Origin of the sequence: Pseudotabrizicola formosa, from assembly GCF_002900965.1 — a bacterium.
In the GTDB taxonomy this organism is placed as follows: Bacteria; Pseudomonadota; Alphaproteobacteria; order Rhodobacterales; family Rhodobacteraceae; genus Pseudotabrizicola; species Pseudotabrizicola formosa.
On sequence record NZ_PJOM01000006.1, the window covers coordinates 51,130 to 64,973 of the forward strand.

At 58.4% G+C, this 13,844-nt stretch carries 6 protein-coding genes and 2 pseudogenes; 2 read left to right on the top strand and 6 right to left on the bottom strand.

Going from position 1 to position 13,844, the window contains the following annotated elements:
* Positions 1-186: 186 nt before the first annotated feature.
* The 5 genes from CXR43_RS16495 to CXR43_RS16515 all read right to left on the bottom strand — a co-directional run bounded on the left by CXR43_RS16495 (position 187) and on the right by CXR43_RS16515 (position 10,752).
* A complete protein-coding gene (locus CXR43_RS16495; protein ID WP_146036542.1) occupies positions 187-2,589 on the bottom strand; it encodes a hypothetical protein in 2,403 nt (800 codons plus the stop codon).
* Positions 2,589-4,091: a hypothetical protein gene (locus tag CXR43_RS16500; protein ID WP_210402117.1), complete on the bottom strand. Its 1,503-nt coding sequence runs from the start codon at positions 4,089-4,091 to the stop codon at positions 2,589-2,591. Before CXR43_RS16500 ends, CXR43_RS16495 begins: the two co-directional genes overlap by 1 nt.
* Positions 4,091-6,106 carry an McrB family protein gene (locus tag CXR43_RS16505; protein WP_103336053.1) on the bottom strand — a complete coding sequence of 672 codons (2,016 nt, stop codon included), beginning with the start codon at positions 6,104-6,106 and terminating at the stop codon, positions 4,091-4,093. The genes CXR43_RS16500 and CXR43_RS16505 overlap by 1 nt, the downstream gene beginning before the upstream one ends.
* A gap of 10 nt (positions 6,107-6,116) precedes the next feature.
* Entirely contained in the window at positions 6,117-7,484 is a 1,368-nt protein-coding gene (locus CXR43_RS16510) for a coiled-coil domain-containing protein (RefSeq protein WP_146036543.1), read from the bottom strand.
* A gap of 118 nt (positions 7,485-7,602) precedes the next feature.
* A complete protein-coding gene (locus tag CXR43_RS16515) occupies positions 7,603-10,752 on the bottom strand; it encodes an AAA domain-containing protein (protein WP_103336058.1) in 3,150 nt (1,049 codons plus the stop codon).
* Positions 10,753-11,046: 294 nt separating this feature from the next.
* On the opposite strand from CXR43_RS16515, the pseudogene CXR43_RS16520 reads away from it, so the two are divergent.
* Positions 11,047-11,163: pseudogene (locus CXR43_RS16520) on the top strand (transposase); the annotation flags it as partial.
* A 162-nt stretch (positions 11,164-11,325) separates the two neighbouring features.
* Positions 11,326-13,026, top strand: coding sequence for a GmrSD restriction endonuclease domain-containing protein (locus CXR43_RS16525; RefSeq protein ID WP_103336061.1), 1,701 nt, complete (start codon positions 11,326-11,328; stop codon positions 13,024-13,026).
* 334 nt (positions 13,027-13,360) lie between these two features.
* Here CXR43_RS16525 and CXR43_RS18010 read toward each other — a convergent pair.
* Positions 13,361-13,740 (bottom strand): annotated as a pseudogene (locus CXR43_RS18010) (integrase core domain-containing protein); the annotation flags it as partial.
* Positions 13,741-13,844: the final 104 nt, after the last annotated feature.

A 13,844-nucleotide genomic window follows, 5' to 3' on the forward strand; every position in this document is an offset into this window, starting at 1 on the left:
TGCGGGATTGGTCTGATTTTCTGCACGACGGAGATGACCGAAGCAATTGCCCTCAGTCAGGCTGGAAACATTTTGGGAAAGTCTGCGCGACCGCTCCGCCGATACCTGGCTCCGGTATCAAAGACTGAGCGTGAGGGGGCGCTGGATCGGGGATACCCATCGCCGCGAACCGCCGAAAACACCCGCTCATGATGCATCCAAGTTGAACACGTCGAGCAGAAGGTCCGGATTGGTGCCGTGTCCTTGCAATTCATCAAGGAGCTGCAACAGAATTGGTCTATAGCGAGAAACGGCGGCTGATTTTTGCAAATCGCGAGAGGGAGTTTTGTCGAAATCCGCCAGAGTTCTGTGAATGGCTTCGCCAAGATCATCAGCAAGTTGGTCCCGCCCGATGACGAGTGCTCCGGGAGACTTCATTCGCCAGCGCAAAAGTCCCGCCAGAAGGAACGGAGCGTAATTGAAGCGGGTATACTTGGTTCCAAGCTCCTGCCGGAATTCAATCAATACCCGTTTCCCGAGCAGGTCTACGTGCTTGCGATCAAGCAGCAGCGGGGCTGTCTCCGATCGTGACAGGAGAAAAGCGATGGCAGCCGTTTCACACCGATAGCTCCAGTCCTTTATCGGGGTGGCAAACAGCAAGGCAAGTGCTCTGCTTTCATCCTTCTGGGTGCGACATGTGCGGCCAAATCCTTGAAAAATGAGAACCCAATTCATCGAATGGGTTGCAAAAGGGTGTCGAAACAGCGGGCTGCGTGCCTCCCATGCATCCAACAGAATTCCTGGCAATTCCGGTGGAGAACGCCGGAATTGCCAGGTGAGGAACTTCAGGGATTCATTGTTCGCGATGACTTTTCCGCTGATCCGGTGACGAATATGCGCCATGGCGCGGTCAGTCATTCGTTCAAGTAGCAACACCATGCCTTCTGGGACTTCTGCAGGAATATCGCCATCACTGGAAATGCAGTATTCCCCGTTCGGTCGCGAGGCGAGGCGGGAAGCAAGGCTGGCCCAGTCAACAGCTTCCAAGCCAGCGTTTTCTCGCAGGAGATTGTAGAGACCAGAGGCACGAGGGCTGTCCTCCCATGCCCCCGTGCCACAGGGCAGAACCATCCGGTTAGGAATGGTCGCGGGTGCTGCGCCCAATTCGGCAATGAGATCATCCCAGGACTTCTGCACCTCATCTGCACCATTCCAGTCAATAGTGAACTGCCGAGAAATTGCAGGGGCTTCGATAAGCAGCCTCGCGCGTCCCGCGGCCGGTGTCTGCTCCACCCGCAATTCGACCTGAACCGCGGTGGGCAATCTGGATCCAATCTCGATCCGTGCCTTGCGCGGCCAAGGCTCCAGATCCTTACGCAGATGGACGCTAAACTCTGATTGATTGGGTTGAATTGCAAACCGCGCTGGTCGGGGAGAACGATAGATGCGCCCGGCGGGAAGTGTCTCGGAGCTATGGACGAGATCGTAGTTTGCGGCGCCATCTTGGCCGAGAACAATGGTCGAAATGCGCGGCAGGAAATCGAAGTATACGGGTTCACCGGCCGCGTATCTTCTCGCGGCCTCAAGCGCACCGGCTGCAACATTTGTGCTCTCCGGGACGACAATGGGGCAGTCGATCATAGCAATCATGTCTTCAGCGATAGCGGTCCTTATTTCGCCAGTCGTCAGAGTTTCGAAAATGACCAGATCGCAGCCCTTGAATGCATGCAGATCGCTCGCCGAAAAATCCACTTCATCAAGAATAATGTCTGTATTCATGGTGACTTGGGAGAAACCCCCACGCGCATTCCTGATGAGTTCCGGCTCGCATGCGCCGTCCAATGCCCAGGCAGAGGGGGAGCGGGCATGGTCTCTCCAGCCTGGATCGGGGATTGCCCCTGAAGTTTGAATCTGATTTCCGATGCCGGAACACAGTTCATCATAGCCGAGGCGGGACTTTAGCAGTGTTGCGGTCTGATGCCGTTCCGGCGCGAAAACCTGAACTCTTGCCCCTGCTTCAAGGCGCAGCGTCAACTTCTGAAGTGTGAAACCTTCACCGACATGGCCGAGGACGCCAATTCTCAGGCCGTTCCTCGGCGCGATCAAATCACCCGTGCTTGCCAGGCATCCCAGAACGCTCAGCACGGATCGCCATACGAGCAAGCCGCGCCCGAGGCGGGCGGTCGCCACCGCTGTGAGCAAGCGTTCCTGCAGCTCTTCGCTTGTGTCCGGGTGATCGTCTATCGCAATTGCACAGTATTTGGCCCCACGAGCATGGCCCGACAGTGCTGCGGCCAAGGCTGCGGGTGGCGTTTCGTGATCTGCAAGCATCCTGCGCACCAAACGTCTGCGATTGGATGTCCCGATGTCTCCCCAACCACCGCCGCGGCCATGCGGCGCGAGAGCGGCCTGTGAGCCTCCTACCCAGCTGTCGCGCCCCCTCGTTGCCACACCGCTATCTGTGCCAACGCGAACTACTGCCGGATTCAGGACTCCGGTGCTCGTATGCTGCCCGTCAATGTGTTCCTCACCATCTTCCTTGACCCGCCAATTACGTGCGGCGCAGTCCTTCCAGCCATTGAGATCATACCCGCAAAGCTTGCGTGACATCAGGCAACTCCCCAGATGTCACGCTGCAGAAACGTGCGAATAGCGGCGCGCCCTGCCTTAAGGGACGGTCCTGCAGCGTCAAAGGAAATGGCCTCGACAAATGCTCCGCTGCTGTCGGCATGGGCGGTCTGAGGTTCGTGATGTCCGGGGGTCAGGATCATGCCATGGCGGATGCGCTCCTGCTGGTTTGACACTTTCATGAGCTGCGCCACACGTGTGGCGGCTTCATTGGCCGCTGTGATCGGATCCAGCCGATCCATCGCATGCGGTGTCCAGACCGCAACGCGATGGGGAAATGCAGTGGCATCGAAGGGGTCCGAGATACGCAAGGCGACATGCGCCCGTGCAAGAGTCAATAGTGTTCCCGGCCCCTCGGGTCTGGCCATTACCTCAACTACCCGGCCCAGTGATTTTATCCAGAATACCGCGATGGGGCGTTCCTGCTCAAACCAGATGCCGCTGGCCGCCTCATCCCGGAAGTGGATTGGAGCCTGGGCAACGAGTTCTGCCCCGTCCATCTCATCCAAGGCCAGAACGATGGCGAGGACTGAGAAGTCCGTCCATGTCTGCGCCTGCCAGGCCCAGAGTTCATCCAGCGCCTTTTCACGCCGCAGCAGGGCTTCCCAGGCTTTGCGGATGTCGCGGTAGACTCTGTCCTCCAGCAGCACATAATTCGGTGTGATATCAGCGTTCGCGATGCCTACGCCGAGCGCGGCAAGATCTGCTGCAAGGCTTCTACACAGCTTCACATAGCCCAGCACAGCTTGATATCGGCTGCTGCCCTGCGCCTTTGGATGCTCGCGTATCCATTCGCGACCGACAACATCGGCTAGGCGAAGATAGGCATTGGTGACACGGTTCTCCAGCGTGTCGAAGTTCTCATGCCTCGCGACTGCGAGGATGCGCTGATCCGCGCCCGCACGTTCGGCGGTTGATCTTCCTGGCTGTCGCGATAGCCATTGCATGGAGCCCCGGTCCATCTCCTGCACGCGGTCAAGAGGCGTCAGTTCGCGGTTTCGGCGCAGGACACGCCGGATACGTTCACGGAACTGCTTGAGGACCGGCGACATTTCCCGCGCCTGCCGCACGATCTCGGCCATGCGTGGATCATCCTCGCGCTCGGCCCGATCCCATGCTGCCGCGAGATGCTGCCAAAGGGTGGAGGGATCGTCGAGGGCTTCGCCCAACTCTTGCACCCGCGCCGTAACCTCGTTCATCCTGGTCAGGGCGGCCAGTGCGCCGGGGTCAGCCTCGTCTCCGGCTCTTCCGCGCGGGCGCAGGGGAAAGCCCTCACGTGCCGGGGCCTTGGACGATTGCCTTTTCGGGTAAGGATGCTGGAGCAAATCCCGCCGCCGATCACCCACTTTGCCACGCATCACGGCGACATGTTCGCCCGCCGGCTCACCGCCGTCGCTCTCGGACAGAAGGCAATCAGATCGCCGAAAAGGCTCTCCATCCTCAAGGGAGGCATCGGACCAAGGCCGCCGCAGCCGAAGAAACATCAGCGAATAACCCCTTTCCAGACAAATTGCCCAGTCCCTTCGGCAGCATCGACCGATTGTCTGATCGCATCTGCCAGAGCCTCGTCTCCCAGATCCTCGGAGAGCTTTCTCAGCCGATCAAAATGCTGGCCCATTTCCTCGACATCAACACCACGAAGCTTGGGCAAAAGCCGCATCTCGATCTGATCCGCAAGAGCAGTCGAGACCCGGTCGGAGATGCTCTCCACTTCAGGATAGGCGGAGGTAAACGCTAGTATTGCTCGACCCAGCCGATGGCCGAAGGGCTTGCCAAAATTCTGCATCAGCTCAAGCATTTCGTCGATCCGGCCCCGTGCGCGCAACTGTTCGGCACCTGGCAGACTGCGTGCGCACCAGCGATCCCATTGCCGTCGGCTGAGGGCGCGCTCTTGCGGCGGCTGGTTCGTGACATTCGCCTGAACCAGAGTCCGAGGTGCGCCGAAGCGCATCACGTTGGCCCGGTCAACTACCTTGTCTGACAAGGACTGGGTGCTTTCGTCCTCGTTCATCGTGCCCGCGAAAAGAAGGTTGTAGCCTGGAAAAATGCGCTGCTGCGCCTTTGGGATTTCCAGCTCTATTTCTGCGTCTTTGCGCAAATTGCGATCGGATTCACGTCCCTTTGCAGGACGGCTTTCAAGGCGGCTCAGGAAATCGGAGAAATAATACTCGACGCGCGCGAGATTCATCTCATCCAGAAGGATCATCAGCATACGATCATTGACCGCATCTTCGTTGTTCTGCTCATCAAGGGCGAAAAGAGCACGCGCCATGTCGGTGGGGCGGAAACGACCCTCGATATAATTGTAGAAACCCATCAGGTCCTGCGGGCTGTCCCATCTGGGCTGAACCGGAATCTGGAGAAAGCCGATGCCCATTCCGGCCGCATATTGACGGGGAAGCTGGCTTTTCCCTGTGCCGGAAATGCCTGCCAAGACAGCCATCTGCGTCGTATCGTTCACCTTCATTGCGGTATGGAAAGCGTGCAGTGTCCGATCAGGATAGGTCAGGCCATAGGCTTTGAAGCGGTCCTTTACGCTTTTCAGGGCGTCTGCTTCGTTCATCGCCGGAGCCAACGGCCATGAAACAAGTCCATTTAAAACCTGCGGCGGTTGCTTCAACTCGCGCAACGGATCTTCTTCGGGTGCGCCTGCCTGGCCTGTCGCCTGACCGCGTGCTTTCTCAATCTCGCGCTCGATGCTCGCCTTGCGGGCTTCCAGTTCCCCGATCCGGTCGAGAGCCACACTCTGTTCATGCACGAGATCGTTGCTGCGCTGCCGCGCCGCTGCGACTTCAGCCGCGAGGCGTTCGGATTCATCCTTCTGGGCGCTATGGTTCATCCGCGCCGATGCAAGCCTGTCCTCGAGTTCATTGAGCTCGGAGGTCTTTGCCGCGATTTTCCCCGTCAGGACAGCCGCATCAGCCTCCAACCGTTTCGCTTCATTTTCAAGAGCGTTGATCCGAGCTTCTGCCGCTTGCAGGGCATCCAGATTTTCCCGGAGCGATTGCACCTCGCTCTCAAGCCTCTCGCGCTCCTGACTGAGGGTCTCGATCCTGTGATCAATGCCTTCGGCCTTCGAAAGCCGATCCTTTACCTCTTCCAGATTTGCTCTGGCCTCAGCCAGCGTAGCCTCAGCCTCAAGCTTCTCGGTCCGGGCCGCCTCCGTCTCATGCCGGATCGCCTCGACCTCGCTACGTCTGGCCTCGGATTGGTTCCACTCAGCGAGCAGATCATCGCGCTTGCGTTCCAGTGCATCTACCTCGGCGCCGATCTCGGCAACATGGGCAAGTGCCTGGCGGCGTTTCTCAAGATCGTCCTCGAGATCTGCGATGGTTCTGCGCTTCTCCTCAATCCGGGCCGCGACTGCACGCTCTTCCTCCAGCGGACCTGCCAAAGCAACGGCTTTGTCATGTTGTGCAGCGAGGAAAACCATCACCAGAGCCAGAACAGCAAGCGCAACCGCAAGCGCGAGGAAGACAAACATATTTGTTTCGAACATCAGCTTAGCCTCAATCGTTCGCTTCGGGCGGTGCCGAAACCGGGTCGGCAGCTATTTCAGCGACGCCTTCGGGCAAGGGTCCTCGCTGCGGCACCTCGTCCGTCGCACGTCCAGAGCTTTCTGCCGCCGCTATCTGCGACTGCAGATTAGAGAGGTGAACCTCCAATGATGCCACCTGCGGTGCCAGCGCGGCACGCTGAGCTTCCAGTCGCTGGATTTCCGCATCGAGCGATGTCTTGGACGTCTCGCGCGATGCGACATCCTGACGGATAGCCGCGGCAGCAGCCTGCGCCTCTGTCAGGCGTTGGGTTGCGGTTCCGATATCGCCTTCCACGGCTGACAGCCTGACCCGCGCAGCCTCCAAGGCAGACGTCCGCTCCGCCAACTCGGAGGCAATCGCGGAACTACGGGCCTCAAGAGCCGATAGCTCCTGCGCGGCCTCAGTAATCCGGGTGAGAACTGCCCCTCGGTTCGCAATCTCAAGGGCCAGGCGCGCCACTTCATCCCGTGCAGAATCCCGCTCGGCTACCACTGTCGCGACTTCCTGTCTCGCCGTAGCAAGTGCCTGTTGTTGCTCACTTATGCGGGTGGTCAGCCCATCAAGCCGCGCCTGAAGCGTCTCGCTTTCAGTGCCGAGAGCAGCGACGCGCGCTTCAACGGTGCCAACATCTGCAGATAAGCGATCACGTTGTCCGGCCAGACCGGCGATCGCCTCTGTCAGGGTCGTGCGTTGTGCTAGAGCCTGACTTACCTCGGCCTGCAGTGTGCCGGCCTCCCCGCGAAGCTTTTCGCGTTCTGTCTCCAGAGCTGAAAGGCTTTGTTGTCCGGCCGTGATACGCGCCTCTAGGTCGGCCAGATCGTCAGAGCGGGCAGTCAACGCGGCCATCCGCACCGTAAGATCATCAAACTCGGAGCGCAGTCCTGTCAACTCGTCTCGTTTGGCAGTGACCTCGGTGTCAAGACGTGTGCGTTCGCTCCGCAGGCCGGCAATTTCGTCGGTCAGCCCGTCGCGCGTAGCTGTCAGGTCGGCAATGCCTCGCTGAAGTGCATCGCGGTCATTTGTGAGCGAAGCTATACGTTGCTCAAGCTCGCGGGCCGACCTTTCGAGTGCTGAAAGGCTTCCGGTAAGCCGCGCCGCTTCGGCGATGGTCTCATTGGCGGCCGCCAATCTTGCTGTCAGACCCTCGATCTCTGCGGCCAAGGCATCACGGCGCGCAAGCGATCCGTCACGCTCGGCAGCGGTGCGGGCTGCATCCTCATTGAGACCGCGCAACTCTTCCTGCCGCAGCGTCAAATTGGATTGAACTTCGGCGCGGCTTGCCAAAAGAGCATCCCTCTCTGCGCTAAGCCTGTCGCGTTCACCGGTATAGTAGTCCACATCACCAGCGATTGTGCCGTAGGTCCGATGTAGGGCATTCGTCTGAACCCCCAGCCAAGCAACCCCGCCGACCGCTAGAACCGCAAGAACAGATGCGACGGTCGTATGGGTGCGCTGCCTACGCGAGGTCTCGTTCGATGAGGTCAAGACATGCCTCCATATCCTTGGCTAATTCATCCACCCAGAAGCGGCGCACGCGCCACCCGAGCGATTTCAGTTGATGGTCGCGCCAGTGGTCAGACAACTTTCGCCCACCGTCCGTGCCCTCGTGGAAAAGCCGACCATCCACTTCGAGGTCGAGTTTGATGTCTCCGGCACCAAAAAGCGCGAAATCCAGCCTGCGGCCGGCGATCTCGAACTGAGGTTTCGGGGTCAGGCCGCGATCGACAAGCGCATGATAGACTTTGCGCTCCCAGTCGCTGTCGAAAACACCTTCGCCGCTGCGTTTCCTCGGCTCCGTTGCAGCGGCCGCAAGCGCCGCGAGGGATCGGACCTTGCCGCTTCGGGCATGGTCAAGATCCCCGAAAACATGGGCAACCGCGCGTGCGCGAGAAATGGCAACATTCAGGCGACGGTGATCTTTCTGCACGAATGTAACTGCCGACATTCGGCTGCTGGCACCGAGCGTGGGAGAAAAGAGCATGACGTCGCGTTCCTGACCCTGGAAGCCATCGACAGTTGCAACGCGGAAGTCTGCTGCCTCAAGCTTGTGAGATGGCAGCCTGGCCCGAACAGCCTGTTCGATCGCATGGACCTGGCCCCTGAAGGGGGAGGTCACACCAACGGTTCCCTCATAGCCCTCTTGCAAGAGCAACGACTCGAGATGGCTGACAATGGCAGCAACCTCAGCCGGGTTGACGTTGTTCGCCTCCATCGCCATCGGCGCCGGAACATGGGTCCAGTCGATTCCGGGTTTGCGCCCCTTTGGCGGGTTGATCGTCTTCGGATCATAGGCCGTCCGCAAGGCCTGCCCGTAGAACTCCCGGCTGATATAGTCGACGATCGGACCTGCCGAACGGTATTGCTGCCGAAGCATAATACGTTCGTATCCGGGCACGCGCCGCGCAAAGTCGAATAGAGAATTACGGCTTTGAGCGTAGCGGCTCATCCGGGCGACCGGCAAACCCTGCGCTTGCATCAGATTGCGATCCTGTGCCTGGCCAAGCTGCGCAATGAAGCTGAGTTGTCGATTATCACCGACCACAACCGCCCGCCGCGCCCTGGCGAGCAGAGGAAGGGCTGAGGCAATGTCGCATTGGCTGGCTTCATCAAAGATGACCAGATCGAACAGATCCTCTGTCAGAGGAATACGTTTGGGTGTGCCAAGGACAGATGCCAGCCAAAGAGGGCGGTGCCGCACGACAGCTTGGGCGAGATCGCCGGGGAGCGGGCCGTTTGCACCATGAAAATCAACGTCGGCCTTAGCGTGATCAAGGCTCTCTCGTGCCTCGGAAGATATGGCGGTGCGGGTTTTCAGGGCAACGGGCAGCAATGTCCTGGACAGTTCAGCAATGGAATTGCTGAGCGCCATCACGTCACCTGAAGCGCCAAGACGATCTCTGTCAGCACGGCGAAGCGCCAGTTCTCGTTCCAGGTCGGTGCCCCCTGAGGCATTGAGCGTTCCAGCCGAATCCCTGCTCCAGAAAAAGCTACGCAACCACGCGAGCAGCTTTCTCAGGCCTCTTACTCTCTCCTGAACCTCCTTGGTCGCGCCCGCATTAGCATTCGGTTGCAAGTGCTTACCCCGAGATTCATGGCGCTCAATAAGCTCTGCTATTTTGCATTCCAGCTCTGCTCGCCGCGACATCACATCCAGCGACGCCGCGCGATCAGCGGCCAGTTGGCTGAGCCGGGCGTGCAGCAGTTCATCATAGGGCCGCCCGGCCTGGTGCTGTCCTGAGATGATTTCCGTAAGCACTGCGGAGAACGACACGTCGATATCGCGCGCGGGATCAAGTGTGCGAACTAGGAAAGGGGCTTCAGGCGCCAGAGCCCCTATCCTGTCCTCGACCGCGTCCAGCGCCTGATGGTTTTTTGACGCAACCAGAACGGAACCGCCCGCCATCAGGACCGAAGCGGCCATCGATACGATAGCCTGCGACTTACCGGTCCCGGGTGGACCGGTGACGACGGTCAGGGGCGCGCGACATGCCGATCGCACTGCCGCAATTTGTTCGGCATTTAGCGGCCCGACATTGATCGCCGGGAACTCTGCGTTAGGCGTTTGCGAGGTAAGACCAAGCACCGGTGCCAAAGCGGTGGTGGCCAATCGATCCGGTGACCATGTTGCGATCTGGTCGAGGTCACGAACCGCGCCAGCTGTGAAGCTGCTGTCATCCGGCAGGAACAGTGCTGCCGCGTCGAAGATGCCCTGACCGTCCGGGCTGAGCTCTGCTATGGTCCAGTCTCCAGTAACCTTCATCCGCATTTGGCCGGCCGCAGCATCGCGCAGCCGTGAAAGAAACTCCTCACCTGAAAACCCTATGCCGTCACTATGGACGAACACTTCAGCCAGTTCCTTGGCCCGCCACCCGGTCATACGCGCGGCGCCTTTCAGCCAGTCGGGGTTGACCAAAACATCATCGGCCGGGATCTCGACCAGAAGCTTGCCGTCAGCGCGCCGCCACTCCGCGGCAATCAACCCGATTGGCCAGATCGCTGGCACACCAGATCTGCGCCCGATTCCGATGGGCCAGCCGATGGCAAGGGCATTTTCATTGGCCTCTCTTCGCAGAAGGGCGGCCCGGAAATCCGAGGACAAAGCATCGAGTTCGATCGTCAGAAGCGTTGTCTGCCCCTTCCCAGGCAGAATCGGGCCACGACCGGCAACGAGGTGCCATGCGCTGCCATGACGGTCTGGAGCCTCGGTTGTCGCGCCGCGCGGATCCGCCCTCAACGCGGACCGCCAGTAGCGCAACAAGGCCTGAGGATCGAGGTGCCCGGCAGTCTCGGCGTCTGACAGGATCTCTGTATCCACGACATCCCGAACAGACCGGCTGAAAGGGGCGGCGACAAGTGTCGAGCCAGCCGCCGCAGCGCCATCCTCGTGCGCACGAGGGCTCCTGACGACGCTCAATGCCGCCGGAGCCACAGGTATCCACTTGCCGTCCCCACGACGACGGATAGCACCGGTGGCGGATAAATGCTCTAACTCAGCAAGAACGGCCAGGCGCTGGTCATGACAAAAGGCGTTGCCCAGCAGAGCCTGGAGCTCCTCAATAGTTCGTCCGCGCGGAAACGCCTGAATTGTGCGGAGAACGACTGACATTAAGGCTCATTGATCCAAAGGACTATTCGCAAACTCGATGGCAGCTTGAGGCTCACGAAAAGCACGGATCTGCCAGTAGATTGTCTTCAACAAGGAGTTGCACGTTCAATGTTGTTTCTCAACGGGAATGATGCCAGCTTGAAAAGATAACGTGCATTCAGTAACCGCGATCCTGCGCTTGCGGAGCTGTTTGCGCCGAGAATGCGGGGCGGTATTCGATAGGCTGTGAAAGAAGCGATCGACCGTCCAAGTTCAGCCGAACGTATACATTCAGGAGGCACATGGATATTGGCGCTTAGCGCAACCGCGCTTGTCGCCGCAGCGGGGGACGGACAACAGTTCCGCAAGGCGTGTGATCTGGCCGCATGGCTGGGGCTCGTTCCGGCAGAGCATTCAACCGGAGGCAAGCAGACGGAGCAGAATACGGTAAATGTTCTAAAATCCATTAAGGCAAAAGCACTTAACCCGCCATCTTGACCTTGCCATCGCTGTCTAACTCTCATCTACTTGTCACAGGCGCGGAATTGGTTTCCAAGTAAACGCATACATTCAATACGGATATACGGAGGCCACGTGGCAAAAGCTGAAGCTTCGGTAGAAGAACTTGTTGGGATGGTAGAGCGAGGGGAACTGCGTCTGCCAGAGATGCAAAGGCAGTATGTCTGGCGGTCTCCGCGTGTTCGAGACCTCATGGATTCGCTATATCGCGGCTACCCGTCAGGCGCAATTCTTCTGTGGGAGACGGACGAAGCAGTTCCGCTGCAAGATATGGCGATCACGCAGGCCGCGAATCCTTATGCCGCAACGCGCCTCCTCCTGGACGGCCAACAGCGGCTGACATCGCTTTCAGCCGTCATTCGCGGCGAACCGGTGAAAGTCCGGGGGCGGGTCAAGCCGATCGAATTGCTATTCAACCTTGAACACCCGGAACGACAGGACATCATTACGGAAGTTGATGAAGAAGCCGACGATGAGGCTACCGAGATCGACGAGGCAGACTCGACTGAGGATGAGCTTCAGCGTCGGTTTGAGCGAATGACTTTTGTGGTGGCTACCAATAAGCTCGCCGCGCTGCCTCAATGGGTAAAAGTGTCCGAGGTCTTCAAGAGCGATAGCGACAAGAGCTTTTTGAAGCGCGCTGGTATTGTCGGATTTGATGATCCCCGCTACGAAAAATACAGCAAGCGGCTAGCCCAGCTGCGCCGCGTTCGCAAGTATGTCTATCGTATGGATGTCCTCGAACGGTCGTTGACCTATGAAGAAGTCACCGAAATATTTGTTCGCGTAAATTCGCTGGGTGCGAAGCTGCGCAGTTCCGATCTGGCGCTGGCACAGATCACGGCCCGGTGGCGGCACAGCCTCGAAATCTTCCAGAAGTTCCAAGTTGAGTGCGCCAAGCTGGGTTTTGAACTGGACCTTGGCATTCACCTTAAAGCACTCATTGCCTTCGCTACGGGGCAATCGAGGTTTTTGACCGCAGGGCGTCTCTCGCTCGGCGTGCTGCAAACAGGCTGGAAAGAGGCGACCGAGGGAATGCGGTTTGCCATCAACTTCCTAAAGAGCAATGTTGGGATCGATAGCCCTGCGCTGCTGTCTTCCCCCTTCCTGATGATTGTTGTGGCCTACTTTGGCCATGCAAAGGGCTACGCATTATCGCCCGATGAGTCGGACCGGTTACGGCAATGGGCATTGCTAGCCAACGCTAAGGGCAGATTCTCACGCGGCTCCAGTGAAACAATCCTCGATCAGGATTTGGGCATTATCTCAAAGGGCGGATCAGCCGACGCACTGATCGACCGGGTGCGACTGCAATTTGGCAGACTTGACATCACACCCGAAGACCTTGAAGGACGTGATCAGCGCAGCTCGCTATTCAAGACAATGTTCCTGACTTTTCGAAGGCTTGGCGCAAAGGATTGGACCTCGAACCTGCAAATCTCTCTGGATCATTCGGGTTCACAGCATCGCCTGCAATTCCACCATTTCTTTCCCAAAGCGCTGCTTACCAAGAACGGCTTTTCATCACGTGAAGCGGATGATGTGGCGAATTTGACATTCATAGGTGGGCACACCAACCGTAAGATTAGCGACAAAGCTCCGTCGGTCTATCTTGCCGATTTTCTGGCCAAGCAAGGGCCTGACCTACTCGCATTGCAAAGCATTCCTTCGGCCCCTGAATTGTTCGATGTCAAGAGCTATCGCGCATTCCTTGAGGCACGGCGGTTGCTTTTGGCGAAAGCAGTCAATGAGTTTCTTGGCGTTTCAGCCGAGTAGGTCTGCCTTTGCCAAAGGGCTTAATCACAGACAGTGAAATCTGAATGATTAAAGCCTGTAAATACTGGATCAAAACTCTCCAAAAGTGCTGGCGTAAAATTCCCCACCTATCAGATTCGGCAATTAGCCGTGCAGGAGATTGGCGTTTCTGTTCTTGAGTTGCCGGTCGCGCCTTTTCTGTGGCGGCAGCGGTGTGATAATATCGCGGGACAGGGTGACCGCGTTGCCATTGATGTTGCCCCCAACCTTTTATCCAGCGTGAGCGAGACTCCGGGTTTGAATTGATCCGATCCCCAACGTTTTACTGCCCCAAGGCAGAGTTTTCCGGCTACGCTCAGGGTGACGGGCCGGTGACGCCCCCCGATTTCGTCAGCATGGTCGGGACTTTCTTGCCGATCGCACCGTGTTGCCGTTCCTCGTTGTAATATCAACGCCAAACCTCCAACCTTTCAGCCGCATCCGCAAGGGTCAGGATCAATGCTGATTCAGGCATTCGGCACGGAACCGACCATTGAACGCTTCGATGAAAGCATTGTCTGTCTGCTTGCCCGGCCGGGAGAAATCGAGCACGACGCCGCGTTGGTAGGCCCAAAGGTCCATGTCACGCGAGACGAACTTACTGCCCTGATCCACGCGAATGGTCTTGGGACAGTCATGCAGAAATCTAATTGGCTCAGCTGTGGCAGTGCAAGACAACGCTCGCCTTGCCGTTCGGCATTCTGTGCAGCGAGGGCTTCTTCAACCACGCCGCAATGAGGCTGTCGCAAGCAAATCACCCGCCCCGGAATTCAGTTAGAATTGCTTTGCGCAATCGTCTG

Coding starts and splice junctions, on each gene's coding strand:
- CXR43_RS16495 (WP_146036542.1), bottom strand. CDS start 2,589: ATGTCACGCAAGCTTTGCGGGTATGATCTCAATGGCTGGAAGGACTGC.
- CXR43_RS16500 (WP_210402117.1), bottom strand. CDS start 4,091: ATGTTTCTTCGGCTGCGGCGGCCTTGGTCCGATGCCTCCCTTGAGGAT.
- CXR43_RS16515 (WP_103336058.1), bottom strand. CDS start 10,752: ATGTCAGTCGTTCTCCGCACAATTCAGGCGTTTCCGCGCGGACGAACT.
- CXR43_RS16505 (WP_103336053.1), bottom strand. CDS start 6,106: ATGTTCGAAACAAATATGTTTGTCTTCCTCGCGCTTGCGGTTGCGCTT.